We start from the raw sequence: 20,637 nt of genomic DNA on the forward strand, positions 1-20,637 counted from the left end.
CCTTGTCCTGATTTAAATTTAATCCACTATACATGATTTAACTGATTGGAGCGCGGTATACGGGAAAGCATTGCCTACGGACGTAAAGGTCGTCTGAAAACGGATTTCAGACGACCTTTGGTTTGGTAGGGAAGGGGGAGTTTAGAAAGGCTGCACGCAGATTCCAAGTTTGTGTGATTTGCTGGTGTGTGAATGTGAGACGTTGCCAAATTAGACAGCCCGCACCCTAAAACCCCGCCCGATCCAACTCTTCCAACAGCGCAGGCCGGCGCGGTTTGTCGCTATATCGTTCCCTGATTTCGTCGGCGAAGTCTTCCATTGCCTGCCGTTGTGCGGAATATTGGCGGCGGAGGATCTTTAATTGGTTGAAGAGCTGGCGGTATTGCTTACGGTTGCTTGCCTTATTGATTTCAGCCGCAAAGATTTTCAGGTAGCAAGCTACGATTTGGTCGTGATACGGCTCGGGAAAAGACGGGGCAAAACGTTCCATCATGTACAACGAAAGATGTTGCTGCAATAGGGCGAGCAACAGGTCGAATTCCTGTTCATGCTCCAATATTTCAGCCCGCAGCGAATATTGACCCGACAAGCGCGCAAGCAGGCGGTTGAATTCGTGCGGCCATTCGGCGGCGGAAAACGTGGCTTTCCACGCCTCGTAATGCGGCAATGAAAGGCTGGTGGAAAACGCCAAATCCGCTGCGATTTCGCGTACATTTTTACCGGTTTCCTTCAATACATCAAAAAGTTGCAGCTTCCATTTGTGCGCTGTGCCGAGTGTTCCTTCATCTTCGGCAATGCTGATGCCTTCGCGCAAGAGGCGTTCCGCTTCCGCCCAATCTTGCTGCCCAACTGCTTGTTCTACCGCAATTTGTCTGAATTTCGGCAGGCGCAGATGTCGTCTGAAAAAATCCTGCGCGGCAGCAGTATCGCCTTTCGCCTGCAAAACCTGCCAGCCTTCGAGCGCCCAAAATTCATGTTCCCAGCCCGACTCGGTAACAGCCAAACGTTTAGCCACATAATCTTGCCACGCCTGCCATTCGCCGCGCAGCCGCCAGATTCGGGCGCGGATTTGGTAGATTTTATTGCCTGCCTCCGAGAAATCAAAATAGCGGCTGTCGTCCAAGCATTTGTCTAAAAAATTGATCAAACGCTTAGTGACATTTTCCATGACCGCCTCTTCCAGCAGGTCGATTGCCATATACATGGCATCGCCCAACATACCGTCCGAATCGTCCGCCTTTTCAAAAGCATCCTGCAAACGTGGTATCAACAGAGGCAAAGCCTGCTGCAACGCCGCCGGCCCCTCCTGCGCCACATCTTCCAACCAGTTTTGCAACCTGAAGCCCAAGTCGGCGGCTTCGTAATAATCATAATATCGGGTTCGGGAAAAGATTTGAGAGAGCTGCTGCCGATACGGATTGCCACCCTTTTTAGGCTGCTGCGCTTCAGATTCGTCAGGCTGCCCGTCCGGCGTTTGAGCGCGCACCGCATACCATAACGCCGCCATATGCTTGCACGCCCAGCCATAAGGACAATCGCAGCCCCCGTCCTTAATGTACAAATCACTATCCAGCTTCAGCCATACCGAATAGTTTTCCGAACCGCACACCTCCGCCCGATAACGCCCCGCGGAAGTTTTTTGGACATCGCGAACCTTGCCCTGCTGAAAATACAGCAGTCCGCGTTCGGCGATATGGGGCGGAAATAGGCGGGGTAGGTAGATACCGGACATGGTTTGCTTCCAAGAAGTTGTTGAAACATGAGAAGTTTACTGGTTCGGGCAACGTTTGGGGAGAGGGTGGCGGGAAGATTTGCTTTGCAAAGAGGTAAAAGGTCGTCTGAAAATGGGGTTCAGACGACCTTTGGTTTGGTTGGAAAGGGAAGTAGTTTTAGAAAGATAGCGCGCCATGTCTGAAGGAACGCACTTAGCTGGATGCAGGTTTGTTTTGCTGTGGCTTGCTGGAAGTATGTATACAGGTAATAGTTGGCTACTCCAAATCACTTATAGTAGGTATGTGACTGCCACTGATTGCATTAATATCTACTTGCGTAGTTGTTACATTTCTTTCTCCTTCATAGAGTCCCAGTTCAGTAATCATTTTAATGGCTTTCCTCTGTTGTTCATCCGATGCATTTTCATTTGCTGAATACAAAAGAGTATTACCATAAGCAACAATTTTTATACAATCAAAATATTCATCATAATAAGGGTGAACCCATAAATATGTCCCACTTCTAGGTTTTAACGTACAAGAAGAAATGATTTTATTAAAAAAAACTTCTTGATTATTAGAGTATAGTTGTATATTTTCTTTTCTATTATCTAATTTAATAAACATATCTTCATCAAATAATACTGTATTATCTAATAAATCCTTATTGCCTTTTGCTAAAATTGAATTACAATTTTCACACGCAAGGATAAGATTGTATGGTGAAAAGATTAAATTAATATACTTGCTTTTAGGAAGAATATGATCAATTACTCCTGCCCCTCCCTTCTTTCCATCTTTTTTTCGTATTGCTTGCCGGCAATATGGGCAAGTTGGAAAACCATCTCCATTTTTTTGCCGCTCTATTAAAATATTTTTTATATCTTCCCTCAATTGTTTAACAGTACTAGTTACCCATCGTAGTGTTTGATTTTTAAAATAGACCTTTTGGATTGCTTGTTTATGATTTTGGATTACTTTCTTTAAATCATCATTCTCCTCATTTTCTAAAAAACAAGACCTTCCATAACAATGTTCAAAATCAGCTTTATTCATTCAATATGACCTTTATGTTTAAGTAATTCATTTTTTATTGCTTCATAAGTAGAGTTTAAATTATCTTTGTTGGATAAACAAAAGTTCTCATTTCTCTCTAAAGAATTAATAGCATTTTCTAAATTAATCCAGTCATTCTTAATATAATATTCTAATATTTCGTTGAATTTGTCAGTGAATTCGGTCGGCCTTGCTGACTGTAAATCAAATTGCTCTGTTAAAACTAAATTTGCAGACCAGCCATAATATTTATAATCTATCCATTTAAAGTTAAATGGATTATTTGTATTATGCTCTGAAACTTTTACATTTTTATTTGAAAAACTTGCTGTAATTAAGGGTGAATGAGTTGCTATTAAAATAGTAGCACCATTTCCAAATTTATTAACTATTTCAATTATGTATTTAATTAATCGTGATTGCCATTCTGGGTGTAAACTATTCTCTGGTTCATCATAGATTACTAAAGAGTTTTTCTGCATAGCCAGACTTAAAACAAATAGGGCTCGTAAAAAAGTGTATTCTCCAGAGCTTAATTCATAAATTGAAAATTTTCTGCCACTTTTTTGTTTTTGAAAAATTATATCTTTAATCTCTAGTTTATTGTTTTTTAGAAAATTTATAATTTCTCTGATGCCATTTTTGTTTAAGTTTATTTCAACTTCCTGTTCTGTTGCTTTCTTTCCTTGCGTACTCTCGGCTTTCTGTAATTCAACTGTAAAAATAGTATTAAATCCTAACTCCGCAAGTTTATTAGCTATAAAATCTTCTCGTAGTTTAAAATCGTAAACTTTATTTTTCTCTAAATGATTGTTTAAAACCTCAAACAAGATCCTAAAAGGGATTTGAAGACTAGACATATTATTATTTGAGGTATAGCCTGTATAATAGTAAAAAGTATTTTTTTTACCCACACTGTTCAAGTATTTTATAAAAGTTGTATATTTATCAAATTTGTCAAAAGCAGTTCCTGATAGGCAAATCAAATTTGAATATTTACAATTATCTAAATTAAGATTCCTTAATTCATGCCTTGCTATACTACTTAAGTAGGTGGTTTTCCCATTGCCATTGTTAGCATTTAGAATATGAAAATGTCTATTTTCTAAAAATGGATCAGGTTTGTTTGTATTTGTTTCATACGTTGAACGTTTTTTACGTTTAGTTTTTTGTTGATTAGTAGTATCCATGTTATTTCCAAAAATAAATATAAATGAAACTGAGTCTAACATACATTTCAAGTGGCTTAAAAAGGGTTTTGCGTACTATTTATTCAACCCTTCCCACACCTTCAACAATCTCTTCACCGACACCGGATACGGTGTCTTCAACTCCTGCGCGAACAGCGACACTCTCAATTCTTCAATCATCCATTTAAACGCGGCGAGGTCGTCTGAAATGGGTTGTCCTTGTTTTACCAAGCCGTCGGTTTTTTCCTGCCACATTTGTTCCAGCTCTTGAATATCGGCTTCGCGGGCTGCGTCGCGGGCGGGGTTGCCGCTGTATTTTTCGAGGCGCAGGGTCATGGCTTTGAGGTAGATGGGGAGGCGCGGCCATTGTGCCCACGGGGTGCGGGTGGCGAAGCCGGCGGCGAGCAGGGTTTGCAGGCGTTGGCGCATGAGGTGGGTGAGCGGGTGTTTGCCGAGTTTGCCGTTGAGTTCGGCGTAGGCGGCGGCGGTTTCCTGCAGGTAGCGGCTGAGGGCTTCTTTGACGGCGGGCAGGCGGCTGCGGGCGCGTTTGATTTGTTCTTTGAAGGCTTTTTCGTTGCGCGGCAGCTCGTCTTCGCCGATAAAGGCGCGGTCGCAGACGGCTTGGGTGAGGTCGTCGCGCAGGGTGTCGGCGTTGATGTGTTTGAGCAGCATGGCGGCTTGGGTGAAGCCTTGGATGCCTTTGTTCAGGTCTTTAACTTGTTCTTTTAGTTGTAGTTTCATGAGTTCGATCACGCCTAGCCTGTGGGCTTGTTCGGCGGCGGCAGACGTGTCGAACAGGCGCAGGGCGATGCGGCCGTCTTTTTCTTTTTGCAGGCCGAGGTAGCCGGTGAGCTGTTGTTTGCCGCGTGCGAATTTGATGGATTCGGGCAGGGTGCCGATGTCCCATGCGGTAACGTTGTCGCGCTCGAATTCTTGGGTGTTGTCGCGGAAGGTGGTGGCGGCGGCTTTGCCAAGCTGTTGTTGGATTTGGATTAAATCGCGCCCCATGGCTAATTCTTGTCCGCCGTCGTCGATGATGCGGAGGTTGAAATAGCAGTGTTCGGGTAGCCTGAACGCGGCCCATTCGTCTTGGTTGATTTGCTCGAGTATGCGGATGTCGCCTGCGGTTTTGGCGATGGCTTGGGCGAGTTGGGGCAGGATGGGGGCGTTGCGGTCGGGGTTTTGGCTTAAAAATTGGGTGATGAATTCGGGCACGGGTACGCAGATGCGGCGGATTTGTTTGGGCAGTGCTTTGATTTGTAGCTGGATTTTTTCGCGTATCATGCCGGGCACGAGCCATTCGAGGGCGGCGGGGCTGATGCGGTTGAGCACGGTGAGCGGCAGGGTGAGGGTAACGCCGTCGAGCGGGTGGTGCGGCTCGAAGCGGTAGCTGAGTTTGAATTTGCCGTCTGCGGTTTGCCAGTGTTTTGGGAATTGTTCTTCGGTGATGTGCGCGGCGGCGTGCTGCATGAGGTCGTCGCGGTTGAGGAACAGCAGGCGCGGGTTGTCGCGCTCGGCGGTTTTGAGCCAGGCTTGGAAGGTGCGGATGTCGGCGAGGGGGAGGGGTTTCAGACGGCCTTTTGGGGGTGCAGGCTGCTTTTTGGGTTTGGGGTCGTCTGAAATGTTTTGTAGGGTGGGTGAACTCGGTTCACGCACGCGGTTGCCCGTATCTTTGGAATCCGCGTGCGTGGCTTGCGCCACACACCCTACGTTGTGCAGGCTGCCTGAAACCGTTGAAGCTGCGGCACTCTGTTCCCTCTCCTGTGGGAGAGGGTTAGGGAGAGGGCTTGCTGCGGTTGCGGAAAAGTTGGTTTGTGCGGCAACTGTTTTGCCCTCTCCCCAGCCCTCCCCCACGGGGGAGGGGGTAGTTTGCTGCGGATTTGTAGGATGCAGGCCGTCTGAAACCGCGTCCGCCGTATAAAAATCGGGCAGCCGTTCGTGATAAAACGCGAACAGCGCTTCGTCATCGACCAGTACATCCTGCCGACGCGATTTGTGTTCCAACTCACTAATTTCCTTAATCAGCTTTTTGTTGTGGACAAAAAAGTCCGCTTTCAAATCGCATTCCTGCGCCACCAACGCGCTGCGGATAAAGATTTCGCGCGCTTCTTCGGGGGCGATTCTGCCGTAGGACACGGGGCGGCGCGGCAGGACGGTCAGGCCGTAGAGCGTTACCCGTTCGCTGGCGATGACTTCGCCGCGTTTTTGTTCCCAGTGCGGCTCGAAATAGTGGTAGCGGACGAGGTGCGGCGCTTCCTGCTCGATCCATTCGGGTTGGATGGCGGCCACGTCGCGGGCATAAAGTTTTGTCGTTTCAACGAGTTCTGCCGCCATCACCCATTTGGGTTTGGCTTTGAACAGGGCGGAAGCGGGGAAAAGGTGGAAGCGGCTGCCGCGCGCGCCGGTGTAGTCGTTGCCGTCGGGCGATTTCATGCCGACGTTGGCGATGAGGCCGGTAAGCAGGGCGCGGTGGATTTGTTCGTAGCCCGCTTCTTTGGCGGCGCGGATTTGAGCGCGGTGTTGCTTCTTATCCAGTTGTTTTTGTTTGAGTTTGGCGGATAGGTCTTGATCGCCCGCATTTTCAGACGACGTGAGCTGCCTGACTTCGGGAGGTCGTCTGAAAGCGACTTCCTTGGTGGTCAAACCCATTTCAATCGCGGTTTGGGCAAGCTGGTGATGCAACTCGCGCCACTCGCGCATCCGCAGGTGCGACAGGAAATATTGGCGGCACCACTGCACCAGCTGCTTGTTGGACAAGCCTTTGTCGCGCTCGCGCTGGAAGCTGTCCCAAATGTTCAGATAGGCAAGGAAATCGGACTGCTTGTCGGTAAAACGCTCGTGCGCCTTGGCTGCGGCATCGCGCGCTTCCAACGGCCGCTCGCGCGGGTCTTGAATCGACAGCGCGGACGCAATCACCAATATTTCCGCCATGCAGTCGTGTTTCTTCGCCGCTAACAAAATGCGTGCGATTTTCGGGTCGATGGGCAGGCGCGCCATTTGTTCGCCGAGTTTGGTCAGTCCGTTATGTTCATTAACTGCCCCCAATTCCAACAACACCTGAAACCCGTCATTGATATACCGCTGGTCCGGCGCTTCGAGGAATGGGAATGCTGCTACGTCGCCCAGTTTCAATGCTGCCATGCGCAGGATGACGGCGGCCAGGTTGCTGCGGACGATTTCGGGGTCGGTGAACTCGGTGCGGCTATTGAAATCTTCTTCGGAAAACAGTCGGATACACACGCCTGCGGAGACGCGTCCGCAGCGGCCGGAGCGTTGGCGGGCGGCGGCTTGGGAGATTTTTTCTACATGAAGCTGCTCCACTTTTGCCCGTGCGGAATAGCGTTTGACGCGCGCGAGGCCGGTGTCGATGACGTATTTGATGCCCGGCACGGTGAGCGAGGTTTCGGCGACGTTGGTTGCTAACACGATGCGGCGTTTCGCGCCTGTGGGGTGGAAGATTTTGTGCTGTTCGGCGTGCGACAGGCGTGCGAACAGGGGCAGGATTTCGTCGTTGCGGCGCAGCGTGGATTTGCGCAAGGCTTCGGCGGCTTCGCGGATTTCGCGTTCGCCCGGCAGGAACACCAAAATATCGCCTTCGCCATACCGCGCCAATTCGTCCGCCGCATTGACAATCGCGTCGGTCAGCTCTACTTCCGCGTCGTCTTCGTCTTTGCTGGTCAGCGGGCGGTAGAGGATTTCGACGGGGTAGGTACGCCCGCTCACTTCCAGTACGGGCGCGCCGTTGAAGTGTTGGGAGAAGCGTTCTGCGTCTATCGTGGCCGAGGTGATGATGACTTTCAAATCGGGGCGGCGCGGCAGGAGTTGTTTCAGGTAGCCCAGCAGGAAGTCGATGTTCAGGCTGCGCTCGTGCGCTTCGTCGATGATAATCGTGTCGTAGGTGGCGAGATAACGGTCGGTCTGGGTTTCCGCCAGCAGGATGCCGTCGGTCATCAGCTTGACGCAGGCATCGCGCGATGTGTGGTCGGTAAAGCGCACTTTATAGCCCACCGCGCTGCCGATTTCTGATTTTAACTCTTCAGCAATCCGCTCTGCCACCGAACGCGCCGCCAAACGGCGCGGCTGGGTATGCCCGATCAGCCCCGCCGCCCCGCGCCCGAGTTCCAGACAAATCTTGGGCAGCTGCGTGGTTTTGCCCGAACCGGTTTCGCCGCAAATAATCGTTATCTGATTTTCAGCAATGGCTTTTTTGATTTCTTCGAGCTTTTCGTGAACGGGCAGAGTGTTGTCGAACTCGGGTTTTGGCAATGCGGCCAAACGCTTCAAAAAAATTTCGTGCGATTTTCGGTATTTTTCTTCGACTTTGGACAAGCCGCCGTATTTGTTGGGATTTTTGAAGGCGGAACGTAGGAAATGGCGGTCTTTGGAGAGGGTTTGGGAGAAGTCGGGATGGGGCATGGTACGGGCGGATGTCGGTGAGAATAAAAATGGTAGTATTATAGCAAACTGGCTTTGCCTAATCGGTATGGGTACTATGGAGCCCTCTTTTGCAGGCAGGCTGTATTGTTTAATGAAAAGGAATATCTATGAAAAAGATTTTATGTTTGGTTTTGGCAATGAGTATGGGCAGCGTGGCATTTGCCGCGGAGTACAGAACGAAACAGCCCATTGCCCACGACTGGCTGAAAATCAACGGCAATCAGTTCAATATTGAATCTGCCAACGAACGCGGGCATATATGTGGCGCGCAAGGCAAAATGGATAAGAATAAGGTTTGGAAAGATGGGGAAGGCTGCCAAATATCGTTCCAATTCAAGGGGGATGAGGTGAAAGTGGATGCCGAGGGCTGCGAAAATTATTGCGGCGCGGGCGTATCTTTCCCGTCGGAGTATTACAAACTGCCGCAGGTTTGTTCGCAACAAGGTGTCAAAAAGATGGAAAACCGTTTTCAGACGACCTTACGTTCAGGAAAATTCGAACAGGCTGCGGACATCAAACAAAATTATCTGAAACAGTGCGGCGATTTCCTCAATCCGATTGAAACAGTGACCTCCGCCAACGATGCTGCCGATGCTTACCGTCAGGCAAACAACAAAGCCGCCTGTATCCAAACTTTGGATGCGGTGCAGGATCATTATGAGAGCCAATTGTTGGATAAGGACTTGGTGAATAAGATTAATGTGCAGATGGAGCGTGACAAAGCTTTGCGCCAACAATGTAGCTGAACACTGATAAAAAGGTCGTTAGAAGGTCGTCTGAAAAGTAAATGAGTGCTTTATGACGGCCTTTATTATTGCCGTTGGTCGTAAAAAATGCTCGTTTGGCATATTTATTACAAAGTCATATTGATTGTGCTTAGAATGCGTTCCTGTCTTCGTCAGATAACAATTTTAAGAACAAAATTATGAAAAAATATCTTGCTTTGATGTGTGTTGCAGCCTTATCTGCCTGCGGTGGCGGCAGCTCTTCCCCCAGTACGCAATCCACGCCGACACAGGCTCCAAAATCTGCCCAAGCCCTGCCCTCGGCAGACGCAGCTTCCGCATTGCCGGTAGCTGCGAAGTCGGAAAAACCGGAATCCGGCAAACAATTTTTCAGCGGAACCAATGCTTCTGATTCCGCAGTGGCATTCAATCATGCCGATTGGAACAAGATTACCGTCGAAGGCGTAGAGGTCGATCTTGCAGCCGTACAAGGCGAGAGTTTTAAAAACGGCTGGCGGGACAGCGTCGGCGGTTCGGAGAATAAACGCCTTGCCAATTTTGGCGGCAATTACGTCCTGCACCACAGCACACCCGATGCGGTTGCCGGCATCGTGAAGACCGAATCGCAAAACAATTACGCTTTCTTCAACGGTAATTTTACCCGTGAAGCAGAAATGCCGAAAATCGGACAGGCGGTTTACGACGTATCGACCGTCAGCGTGCGCGGTACTCTGGCGCAGGCATACGGTACAGGCCGTCTGACTGCCGATTTCGAAAGCAAAAAAGTCAGCGGCAGCCTCGGCTATTTCAACAAAACGCTCACCGTTGATGCGGATATCAACGGCAACAGATTTTCTTCCGTCACCCCGACGGCAGAAATACACGGCGGTTTCTTCGGTTCCGCAGCCGCAGAGACAGCCGGTGTTTATCAGGTCGGTAAAATCGTAGGGACGTTTGCCGGCCAAAAACAATAAAAAGTGAAAGTTGCATTTACTTTTTTACAAGGGGTGCAGACACTCAAAATTTCACGACTTTCGGCATAAATATCAAATGTGTAGCAGCGGCACGGTAAAGTTGGTCATCTTACGGGCCTTGTTACTCAAGCAGAAAGTATTTAAAAACGAAAAAAGCGCAGAATTTTGAATCGTCGAACCACCCCAAGGGGAAAGGTCGTCTGAAAACGGGTTGGTTATCCGTTTTCAGACGACCTATTTTTATGGTTGGTCCGCAAAGGTAATGTTGAAGCGTTCACAAGCAGTTGCAGTGAAAAGAAAGAGCGGTTTTGTAGCGATTCCTCTATATCGGTTACAATCCGTTTTTCTTCTCAAACTAATATTCCAAAGCACAAAATTATGCTGAAAATCATCTCTGCCAACGTCAACGGCATCCGCTCCGCCTACAAAAAAGGATTTTACGAATACATCGCCGCATCGGGCGCGGACATCGTCTGCGTGCAGGAACTCAAAGCGCAGGAAGCCGATTTGTCCGACGAAATGAAGAATCCGCACGGGATGCACGGCCATTGGCATTGCGCTGAGAAACGCGGTTACAGCGGCGTAGCGGTGTACAGCAAACGCGCGCCTGACAATGTGCAAATCGGTATGGGCATTGAAGAATTCGACAGGGAAGGGCGGTTTGTGCGCTGCGATTTCGGCAAGTTGTCGGTGATTTCGCTTTATCTGCCCAGCGGCACCAGCGCGCCGGAGCGGCAGGAATTGAAATACCGTTTTTTAGACGCGTTCTATCCCATGCTTGAAGCCATGAAAGCGGAAGGGCGCGACATTGTCGTCTGCGGAGACTGGAACATCGCCCACCAAAACATCGACCTGAAAAACTGGAAAGGCAATCAGAAAAATTCAGGCTTCCTGCCGGAAGAGCGCGAATGGATAGGCAAAGTCATCCATACGCTCGGCTGGACGGATATGTGGCGCACGCTCTATCCCGACAATCCGGGCTACACTTGGTGGAGCAACCGCGGGCAGGCGTATGCGAAAGATGTCGGGTGGCGCATCGACTATCAGATGGTTACGCCCGAACTCGCCGCCAAAGCGGTATCCGCGCATGTTTATAAAGACGAGAAATTTTCCGACCATGCACCTTTGGTCGTGGAGTATGACTATGCTGCCCAATAAAGTTTTCGGCAAATACGATTGGAATGTGAACGGTAAAACCGGCATAGGCGCGGCATGGGTGGTCGCCGCGTTTGTATTGCCTATGCTGGTGTGGACGATATTCATGCTGGCGCGGATGTCCGGCTGGGTTGAAATGACCCGCGCCAATCCGCTTTGGGCGTTGGTGTGGCTGCTGTTTTCGCTGCCTTGCCTCCTGATTGCCGCCAAATGTTTCGGCTGGAAAGGCTGGCGGTTGATTGCCAACATCCTGATCTGCCTCGCCACCTGCGCCGTTTTAAGTGTCCCCGCCGTGCTCTTGATTACCTTTACGCTCAACGATTTGCTCAAATAGGTCGTCTGAAATGCGAACTTTCGAACTCGAAGACCTGACGCTTTTCTTGATACGCGACGCGGACGAAGCAGAAATGTGGATAGACCGCTGGGCGGTCAGCTATCCCGTCGTCCAAACCGCTGCCGCTTCCACCAATCAAAGCATCGCCCAATGGCAGGCAAATATTCAAACAGCGTTTGAAGGCATCAGCGGCGAACACATCGCCGTCGTCGCACACGGCGCAGGCGTATCCGCTTTTCTGGCGTGGCTCTACCAAACCGACATCCTGACGCAGAAAAAAATCGTCAACATCATCCTCGTGTCGCCGCGCCCCGAAGCCTTCTCCGACGATAAAATACACACCTTCCGGCGCGTCCGTTGCCCCTGCCGCACCGCGCTTGTCATCGCTGAACAAAACGGCACGCCGCGCAACTGGGCGGAAGAACGGGCAAACCTGTGGAACGCCCGCCTCCTCCTGTCGCCACACTCTGGCACGCTCAACGGCGCACTCGGCGGCTGGCAATGGGGCATGAAGCTGATGCAGGAAATGCTCTTGAGTTGAACAAAACACTTGCAAGGATAAAACAGAAAAGGTCGTCTGAAACTGGAAATCAGGTTTCAGACGACCTTTTCGCAGGCAGGTAACAGTTTCGGGTAAAATACGGCGGTTTGCCAATTATCCGAAAGAATCCCATGTATTCCCTAGCCCGCAGCCTGCTGTTCAAACTCGATGCCGAAAAAGCCCACCATTTCACCCTCGACGCGCTCAACAAAGTATACAAACTCGGTTTACTTCCGATTTCCGACAACCGCACCAAGCCCGTCAAACTCATGGACATCAACCTGCCCAACCCCGTCGGTCTTGCTGCCGGACTCGACAAAAACGGCGAATACATAGACGCATTGGGCGCGCTCGGCTTCGGCTTCCTCGAAATCGGCACGGTAACGCCCAAACCGCAGCCCGGCAACCCACAGCCGCGCCTCTTCCGCGTTCCCGAACACCAAGGCATCATCAACCGCATGGGCTTCAACAACCACGGCATAGATGCCATGATTCAAAACATCGAAAAAAGCCGTTATCAAGGCGTGTTGGGCATCAACATCGGCAAAAACGCCGTAACCCCCATCGAAAACGCCGCCGACGACTATTTAATCTGCCTCGAAAAAGCCTACGCACACGCAAGTTACATTACCGTTAATATTTCTTCGCCCAACACCAAAAACCTCCGCGCACTGCAAGGCGGCGACGAACTGAGCGCGCTACTCGAAGCCCTGAAAAATAAACAGGCGCAGCTTGCCGCCGCGCACGGAAAATACGTCCCGCTCGCCGTCAAAATTGCCCCCGATTTAGATGAAGCACAAATCGAAGACATCGCTCACGTTGTCAAATCCGTCGAAATGGACGGCATCATCGCCACCAATACCACCATCGACAAATCAAGCCTCGGCAGCCATCCGCTAGCAGGCGAGCAGGGCGGTTTAAGCGGTCTGCCCGTGCGCGAAAAAAGCAACCAAGTGCTGAAAACATTGGCGGGACACATAGACGGCAAGCTGCCGATTATCGGCGTAGGCGGCATCATGAACGGCAAGGACGCCACAGAAAAAATCCGCCTCGGCGCAACCGCCGTCCAAGTGTACAGCGGCATGATTTATAAAGGTCCGGCATTGGTGAAGGAATGTCTGGCAGCATTGAAGTAAGCACGATTTCCAACACAAAAGGTCGTCTGAAAACCGGTTTAACTGGATTTAAACGGTTTTCAGACGACCTTTTTGAGATTTGGGCTTTCAACTCAATTTATGTTTACTATAAAATCGTTTCTATAAAATTAAAAAATGGGTCATGAATAAGTAACATCAATAAATTCATTTTTTATATTTTATTATATCTAGAAAATATAATAATTTTTTGAATCCTAAGCCCGAGATGGTATTTGAATCAGGATTGATCTAATGTGTTTTAACAGTATTTGAAGGACAAAGCTCTAAAGCTTCCTCGGATCGGAGTGATGTAAACATATAATGTACTAGATCAGGATTGTTTGAATAGTATTTACTGACCAAATAAGGAGAGTTGTTTGAATAAAAATAACAATATAATTTACCATTATCCAAAAAAGGTTGTATTTGGGAAGTTGGAAGATTGAAGTCTTTTAAATAGTCTATCCCTTTAGAGGTTATAGGATAAAGTTGGGAAAGGGGGATTTCATCCGCTGTATTTGCTTCAAAAATCACAATCATTTCACTTGTTTCAACAAAAGTCCTCAAGAATATATTGCTACTGCTTTTAGGAAAAATATCAATGTACCATGAAAATGACTTGGAATTTAAAAACTCATCAGGAGTTTTGTAATAATTATCATCATGTTGATCATAGCTGAACATTAATATCATTAATGGTATAAATATGATTGCAGATAGTGTGCCTAAAGATATTAAAGCTAATTTAATAAATTTCTTCATGGATGCACCTTTTAAAGACGAATTGCTGTTTTAATCAAAGGACTGTCACGGATAATTAGGGAAGTTCAATTCAAGCAAGATTGATTACTATGAGGGAAAGCCGCCTAAGCCAGGACAAGCCAAATAACTCATCGAAACTATTTATTGCAGGCATTATTACCAGAACAGCAGCCCGCATTGTGAATGGTATTTGAGGAATGTAGTTGCTGCTGAATTACATTTTTCGAGAAACATTTAGATTGGAATAAAACTCAGGTTTCGTAGTTAAAAGTCCTAGGTATAGCCCGAAGCAGATACTTTCCAATTTTCAATTGAGTCAGTCATTTCAATAAATTCACATATGAATCCCTAGGCATATAAACCCTAAAAGAAACCATAAGAATAGGGATGTGGAAACGAATACTTTCCCTAAGATTTTCTTTCTCAAATTTAATCCTTTGGCAAATAAAACAACTATTAAACCTAAGAAAAATATGAGAAATAATATACCTTGCAGTATGCCTGTTTTAAAAATATAGGGGAAGCAATATGGCAATCCGATATACCCTGCTTTCAGAAAAAGATAAATGGTGTCTCCGAGTGCCAAATATATAATCAAATAGGGGAAAAGAAGTGTCAATAGCCAATAAAATAAGTTTTTCATTTATTGTTCTTTCTTGTAGCGTTGAGATTCTTTATAGGCAGTAATCTAGATAATTAGCCACATCTTTGCTTTTCAGTGTTAGAGAATGTATTTTAGGTCGTCTGAAAGTTTTTCAGACGACCTTTGTGAAAGTTAGGTTTTTAACCCAACCTACGCTTACTGAATTGGATAACAAACTAACCATTTTCTTCGTAGAAATGTTGGTGCTACTGTAAGTACATAAATTAGGTCGTCTAAAAGTTTTTCAGACGACCGTTTTGAAAGTTGGTTTATCAATCCAACCTACGATTACTCATTTCATCAGTAGGGAAATTAGAAAGGGTAAGTAGATTAGTCAGACACACCAAACTAACAAGTTAGCTCATAGGTTAGGTTTTCAAATTAACCCATACTTGTTGTTTTATAAATTATTATGAATAAAGTGCCAATATTTTTTACCAATAAATGAGATATCCACAAAATTTTCTAGATAAATCATTAAACTGGATATAATCAATAACTGTTCATCATTGTATAAATCAATCAACTCAGTAAACCTGTCCCTATCCTCATTATAATAAAGGCTACCTAAATCCATAAACTTGCAAATTGTAAAACAGTAGTTTCCATTTTCTTGATTATTATTTGTTTCTATTAAAGCACCAATATAGAATAATCCTGTAAAATTAAATATAAATTTTTTAATAAAATGATCATAAGGAATATCGCAAAATATAGTGCTAGGTGGATATAATGAAGGATAAGTACCGTCAATTAGTTGATTACAATCCAGATAGTTATAATTTTTTAGAATATCCAACCAAGTTTTATTATTGAAGATTTCAATAGTATTTATTTCATAGGAATTAAATTTTTGAATTTCTTCATTATTTAATGAATATAATACAAAAGAACTAGGAAATTTTTCCTGGATAATTCTTGTCATTTTATTTATATCTGTAAAATCTAATATTGTGTTCATAATTTTAACTTTGCACGACAAGTTGCCCATACGTCCCAAGCTTCTTTCTCTTCATCACGATGTATTTGGTCTCCGCCAGCAAAGCACTTGTTATTTATTTTCGAACGAATTTGAGCACACCCTAAAGCAAATGATTCTCGCACAGCTATTTCACTTTGATCAGTTAGAGATTTTTTTTGACAGCTGCGTGGAGCATTGCAGAAACTCATTTTCATGGCAGTTAGAGCGCGATGCTCTTTGGGCGTGCAATTACCACCATAATTTTGACCAGAATTATGAGCATTTGATAAGGCGATGGCATCAGGACTTACTTTCGATATGGAGATCGCTGCTATACCTGTACCTGTTGCAAGAGCTCCTTTTGTAACTCCTCCTACTGTTGTTGGTGCCGTTACTGGAGGAGCCGAAATCATTCCTGCTTCCGCACATTGTATCGTATTCGCAGGATTGAGGCATTGGGCAAGAGAATTTAAGCCAAGAGGGTCAATCCATTGTTGATTATTAGGTGCAAATACATAAAGATTCCCTCCACCCATTAAACCAATCGGATCCTGCTGCGTAAACCGCCCAATCTCCGGATCATAGTAGCGGAAGAAGTTGTAATGTAGCCCAGTTTCTTCATCATAATGCTGATTCTGCAGACGGAAGGGTTGATGTATATCCAGTTTCAGACGACCTTCTTGGGTCAGTTTGCCCCAGCCGCTATAGTCACCGCTCCAAACAATATTGCCTTCCTCATCGGTCATCTCTCGCGGGATACCGATTTGATCGTTGTGGTAATACAGGATTTCTCGTGCTTTATCTGAGCCATTGTAGGTGGTGATTTGGGCAAGGGGCTCATAGTTTCGGTCTTCGGTATAAATATAGGTGTAGGTGCGGTCTTTGCGGTACTCCTGTAACAAGCGGCTGCCGTCCCACAGGTATTGGATTTCGTTGCCGTCTGGATGAACTTTTGCTATGCGGCGACCTATGGGGTCGTAGCGGTAGCGGTATAAGACAGCGTTTTGTCCGGGGCAATGGATTTCGGCTTCGGTCAGTTGGTTATCGGCGTTGTAGCGGTAATGTTGGATTTTACCGTCATTCTGCTGTTTTTCGACCAGGTTGCCCAACGGGTCGTAGCGGTAACTGATGCCTTTGTATTGGGTAAGGCGGTTGCCACTGATTCTGCTTCCGTCGGTAAGGTTGTGGGCGGGGTCGTAGCGATAGTGCTCGTCTGCGCTTTGGGTAATTCTGCCCAGTGCGTCATAGATGTAATCCCTGCTGCCGTTGGTTTGATCGTCGGTACGGACGAGGTTGCCGATAGTGTCGTATTGGTAACGGCGGCCGATAAGGACGGCAGGGTCTGCTTTGTTGTGACCGTTCGGTTGGGCGATTTGTTGTTTCAGACGACCTAATGGGTCAAGTTGAAATTGGGTATTCAACTTGCCGATAGTCCGCTCGACTGGGCGATGCAGAGCGTCGCGCTCGATGTCGGCAAGGGTGGTGCCGTCGAGGTTAATGTGGTGCAGGCGTCCGCTGCCGTAATACAGGCGGTTTAAAACTTCACCTGTAGGCAGGATGGTTTGGGTGCGGTTGCCCAATACGTCGTAACGGTGTTCGGTAATCTGTGCAGTGACATCTTTGGATTGTGAACGGCTAATACCCGACGCAAGGGGGCTACCCAAGTGGATGAGCTGTTCTTTAATCAGTCCGTTGTGATCATAGCCGAAGCGAAGCTCACTATGGGCGTTGTGTGCTTGGATCAGACGGTTAAGTTTGTCATAGCGGTAGTGGGTGCTCAGGATTTCTCCGCCGTCCAGATGACTGTCTTTCTGACGGATACGGCCGATACGGTCGCGGTGGTAGGTGATCGTCCGTATCGGGCGAGTACGCACGTCAATGTTCCCAGACGCGTATTCTTCTTCGCGTATGAGTTCGCCGGCAGGGTTGTAGGTGTAACGTGTCATTTTGCCGTCAAAGCCGGTCTCGCGAATCAGGCGGTCGCGCTCATCGTATTCGAAGGTATAGTTGTCGCCGTTTTCGTTGACGAGGGTTTTCAGACGACCTACGGTGTCGTAACGGTATTGGAATGCACCACCCAGCGCGTTGTAGCGGACGGTTGGTTTGCTGTCATTGTCGTAATCGTAGGCGGTACGGTTGCCTTCGGCATCAGTCAGAACACTCAGTCGACCAGCGTGATCGTAGCTGAAGTGTTTGCTACTGCCATCCGGATAGTCGGTACGCAATGGTTCTCCGTTTTGGTAATGGTAGCGCGTGGTGTGGCCGGCTGCATCGGTAATACTTTCGAGTTTGCCCTCATCGTTATAGGTATAGCGGGTTTGCTGACCGGAACAGTCGGTTTGAGTGTTCAGGCGGTGGTACTGGTCATATTCGAAAGTATAAGTATTGTTTTTTGCATCGGTAATTTGGGTAATTTGCCCATTCTTGTTGTAACGGTAACGGGTTGCATTGCCTTTGCTATCGCTTTGGATGGCAATAGCAACTACAGCTTACTAATCTACATCAGATCCCACAGTTTTAAAGAAATATAATTCTTTAAATTGACACGGATTATTATCGCAGATATAAGTTTCTTCTAGATAGGCATTTTGCGCTAAAACAGCATTAGTTACACATTGTAAATACTCAAACACTTCCTCTCTTCCAGCTTCTCTTTCTGGTAATAATACACATTGATCAAATTTGCTTTTATTCCATTTTATTTGTTGTCGAATTAAATAATTTTTTATATTTATATTTTTCTGTTTTTTTGCAATTAAATAATTATTATTTAATCTTTTTTGTGCCAGTAAATATGATTTAGAAAAACATACAATAAGATCCTCCTGTTTGATGCTATTTATATAGCATGGTTTATTTAATGCATCGTTATCGATAACCGTTTCAGGTGATTTACCAAATGCTATAATTGGAATTATAGAAATAACAACAAATAATGTTCTATTATTTAAAACAATCACAACGCAATCCTTTTTCAAACCATTCAGCTTCTCCCTCTCTGCGTATTATTAAACCCCTTTCTTTTTTAGGGCTCCATAGACGCTTCATTGCTCTCAAATATTTTGGTATATCATTTCCTCTATTTTGTTTTAAAGCAGATTGTATATCTCTCATATCTCCCCGTGGCTTATGATCAGGTTTATCTATTAATTGATTTCCTCTATTATAAACTAATGATAAGATTGCTCCTTGACAATGAGGATGATAATTAAGTATTTCCGGGTATATAGAAACAGTGTCTTCTGCATATCTTCTTTTTACTAAAATAGCTAACCTTTTTGCTTTTTCTCTAGTTATAGTGATATCACTAAATTTTCCTACAATTTTTCTTGCCGCATTTCCTCGTTTTCCTATTGCCTCTTCTAATCTTTTTAATTGATCATTTGTATAATATGAGCTTAACTCTTGATACATTTTATCTTTTTTTTGTTGACCTAAATCATAACCATATCCTAATGTAACTCCACTAGACCCCGTTGGAACATATGGCTGTGCTTCATACCCTTCTGCAGATAAAATGAAATCCCATAATTGTTTAGAAATAACATATTCACCTTTTGAGGTACTAAATCTAATAACTTCAATTTGACATTCAAGAGGTATTTTTTTTCGAACACATGTTACAGGTCTCCCACTCCTTCCCCTCCCTTTCTGAATATCCGAGTCTTCCTGGTTAGGTTCAGAATCTTTTTTTTCTGTTGGTTTTTCTCCCTTATCAGCTATCAGGTTCGTATTGACAGGCTGTTCAGGTTGCCCCTGCCCTACAGGTTCTGCACTTTGTGGCAATATAGGCTGATCATCCTTTTTCTGTTTAGATTTTTCTTCATCCAATTCTTTTAACAAATCACCAATCGTATCCTTTTTCTTCTTAGCTTCAGGTTTCTTATTTTCCACAATTGTAGACGGATGCTCAGGCTGATTTTCAGCAACAGAAGGAGCAACCTCTTGTGGCAATATAGATGGTTTATCCTGTTCTGGTCCGGGTGTTTTTTCGTCCAACCCTTTCAGCGAATCGTTTTGTGGTTCATTTGAGTGGCTCTCAATCACTTCTTTATCCGAAGGGCTGCCAGAATCCAATGGTCTTTCTGCCCCCTGCGGCAACAGTAACGCATCTCCAACTTCCGGGAGGGTACTATCATCGGGTAAGTTGTTAAGAAATTTAATTGACGAGGCATTAGTATTGCATTTTTTAGCAATTCCTTCCCACGTATCTCCTGCCTGCACTTCATAAAACGCCTGCCGGTAGTTTGCTGGTTCGTTGTTTTTGTTCTGTGTCTCCCGAAGCTTAACTTCGTATACCTTGGGAGCCTTGATCGGCTGCGTTATGACATTTTCTGTCCAATAAAAGGGCTCGGTACTGAATGCAGCATCTTGTCGTTGTCCTTCCGCCCAAAAGCGTACTCGAATCTTTTTCCCAGCCACTAATTCGGAATTAAATGCTGCTCTGCCGTTTCCATCGGCAATATCTTGATACAGTATGGAGTCATTTTGCATGATTTGGTAGCGGCATTTAGCCATGGGAGCATTGTTATCATTCAAAAATTCAAAACGGTATTGATTCATTTGTTTTCCTCACTTTCTTTACCGGGTAATAAAGTTGCATTGCCTGCAAAAATTTTTACTGTTTCAGCTTTGTCCGAATATATCCTGCTGGTTCGGCCCATTTTGTCAAGAATTCCGTGCTGACTTTCCCTATCTTTATTACCCATTATGGTAAAGGGGATTTGAACATTGGAAGGACCAAAAACATCATAAAGATCTAGCTTATTACTGAATACTTGCAAAGGTGGAATATTTTGTAATGGATAATTTATCCCTTTTACCCCACTCACCTCAATCGGCGCCTTCACCCGCACCAACTTCGGACTCCCAATCTCCACCTCCCCGTTCGCCAGTTTGATATACGCCCCCTTGCAGGTAATCAGTATCTCTTCCTTCGCCGCAATGGTAATTTTCCCTGAACTACTGGTCAGTACCGCATCCTTCAGCGCATTCAGCTGCAGCTCGTCAT

The 20,637-nt window shown here is 46.2% G+C and carries 16 protein-coding genes; 6 read left to right on the forward strand and 10 right to left on the reverse strand.

Going from position 1 to position 20,637, the window contains the following annotated elements; translation table 11 throughout:
• Positions 1-226 precede the first annotated feature (226 nt).
• The 4 genes from HMPREF3050_RS11325 to hrpA all read right to left on the reverse strand — a co-directional run bounded on the left by HMPREF3050_RS11325 (position 227) and on the right by hrpA (position 8,374).
• Positions 227-1,732, reverse strand: coding sequence for an SWIM zinc finger family protein (locus HMPREF3050_RS11325; RefSeq protein ID WP_094113396.1), 1,506 nt, complete (start codon positions 1,730-1,732; stop codon positions 227-229).
• Between the two features lie 256 nt (positions 1,733-1,988).
• The gene (locus HMPREF3050_RS11335; RefSeq protein ID WP_070774857.1) at positions 1,989-2,768 is read right to left on the reverse strand and encodes an HNH endonuclease; all 780 of its coding nucleotides are present in this window, start codon (positions 2,766-2,768) and stop codon (positions 1,989-1,991) included.
• Positions 2,765-3,958 carry an ATP-binding protein gene (locus HMPREF3050_RS11340; RefSeq protein ID WP_168166272.1) on the reverse strand — a complete coding sequence of 398 codons (1,194 nt, stop codon included), beginning with the start codon at positions 3,956-3,958 and terminating at the stop codon, positions 2,765-2,767. The genes HMPREF3050_RS11335 and HMPREF3050_RS11340 overlap by 4 nt, the downstream gene beginning before the upstream one ends.
• Positions 3,959-4,033: 75 nt before the next feature.
• Positions 4,034-8,374, reverse strand: coding sequence for an ATP-dependent RNA helicase HrpA (hrpA, locus tag HMPREF3050_RS14925; RefSeq protein ID WP_094113398.1), 4,341 nt, complete (start codon positions 8,372-8,374; stop codon positions 4,034-4,036).
• 128 nt (positions 8,375-8,502) lie between these two features.
• Between hrpA and HMPREF3050_RS11350 the strand changes: the two genes are divergently transcribed.
• The 6 genes from HMPREF3050_RS11350 (at position 8,503) to HMPREF3050_RS11375 (ending at position 13,260) form a co-directional block, all read left to right on the forward strand.
• Complete coding sequence (locus tag HMPREF3050_RS11350; protein ID WP_070774859.1) at positions 8,503-9,141, forward strand: DUF2961 domain-containing protein; 639 nt, start codon at positions 8,503-8,505, stop codon at positions 9,139-9,141.
• 179 nt (positions 9,142-9,320) lie between these two features.
• The gene (locus HMPREF3050_RS11355; protein ID WP_070774860.1) at positions 9,321-10,094 is read left to right on the forward strand and encodes a transferrin-binding protein-like solute binding protein; all 774 of its coding nucleotides are present in this window, start codon (positions 9,321-9,323) and stop codon (positions 10,092-10,094) included.
• Positions 10,095-10,472: 378 nt separating this feature from the next.
• The gene (locus HMPREF3050_RS11360; protein ID WP_003758273.1) at positions 10,473-11,252 is read left to right on the forward strand and encodes an exodeoxyribonuclease III; all 780 of its coding nucleotides are present in this window, start codon (positions 10,473-10,475) and stop codon (positions 11,250-11,252) included.
• Positions 11,239-11,583 carry a hypothetical protein gene (locus HMPREF3050_RS11365; protein ID WP_003758275.1) on the forward strand — a complete coding sequence of 115 codons (345 nt, stop codon included), beginning with the start codon at positions 11,239-11,241 and terminating at the stop codon, positions 11,581-11,583. Before HMPREF3050_RS11360 ends, HMPREF3050_RS11365 begins: the two co-directional genes overlap by 14 nt.
• A gap of 10 nt (positions 11,584-11,593) precedes the next feature.
• The gene (locus HMPREF3050_RS11370) at positions 11,594-12,124 is read left to right on the forward strand and encodes an alpha/beta hydrolase (RefSeq protein ID WP_070774861.1); all 531 of its coding nucleotides are present in this window, start codon (positions 11,594-11,596) and stop codon (positions 12,122-12,124) included.
• A gap of 131 nt (positions 12,125-12,255) precedes the next feature.
• On the forward strand, positions 12,256-13,260 hold the full coding sequence (locus tag HMPREF3050_RS11375; protein ID WP_070774862.1) for a quinone-dependent dihydroorotate dehydrogenase: 1,005 nt from the start codon (positions 12,256-12,258) through the stop codon (positions 13,258-13,260).
• 249 nt (positions 13,261-13,509) lie between these two features.
• Here HMPREF3050_RS11375 and HMPREF3050_RS11380 read toward each other — a convergent pair whose 3' ends face one another.
• The 6 genes from HMPREF3050_RS11380 to HMPREF3050_RS11410 form a co-directional block, all read right to left on the reverse strand.
• A complete protein-coding gene (locus tag HMPREF3050_RS11380) occupies positions 13,510-14,022 on the reverse strand; it encodes a hypothetical protein (protein ID WP_070774863.1) in 513 nt (170 codons plus the stop codon).
• A gap of 1,043 nt (positions 14,023-15,065) precedes the next feature.
• Positions 15,066-15,626, reverse strand: coding sequence for a hypothetical protein (locus HMPREF3050_RS11390; RefSeq protein WP_141758447.1), 561 nt, complete (start codon positions 15,624-15,626; stop codon positions 15,066-15,068).
• The gene (locus HMPREF3050_RS11395) at positions 15,623-18,103 is read right to left on the reverse strand and encodes an RHS repeat-associated core domain-containing protein (protein ID WP_349267288.1); all 2,481 of its coding nucleotides are present in this window, start codon (positions 18,101-18,103) and stop codon (positions 15,623-15,625) included. Before HMPREF3050_RS11395 ends, HMPREF3050_RS11390 begins: the two co-directional genes overlap by 4 nt.
• A gap of 15 nt (positions 18,104-18,118) precedes the next feature.
• On the reverse strand, positions 18,119-18,586 hold the full coding sequence (locus HMPREF3050_RS13845) for a lysozyme inhibitor LprI family protein (protein ID WP_094113400.1): 468 nt from the start codon (positions 18,584-18,586) through the stop codon (positions 18,119-18,121).
• Complete coding sequence (locus tag HMPREF3050_RS13850; RefSeq protein ID WP_094113401.1) at positions 18,570-20,189, reverse strand: LysM peptidoglycan-binding domain-containing protein; 1,620 nt, start codon at positions 20,187-20,189, stop codon at positions 18,570-18,572. The genes HMPREF3050_RS13845 and HMPREF3050_RS13850 overlap by 17 nt, the downstream gene beginning before the upstream one ends.
• The coding region (locus HMPREF3050_RS11410; protein WP_141758448.1) for a DUF2345 domain-containing protein at positions 20,186-20,637 on the reverse strand (452 nt) is incomplete at its 5' end. The genes HMPREF3050_RS13850 and HMPREF3050_RS11410, both read right to left, overlap by 4 nt.

This window comes from Neisseria sp. HMSC065D04, from assembly GCF_001815675.1.
In the GTDB taxonomy this organism is placed as follows: domain Bacteria; phylum Pseudomonadota; class Gammaproteobacteria; order Burkholderiales; family Neisseriaceae; genus Neisseria.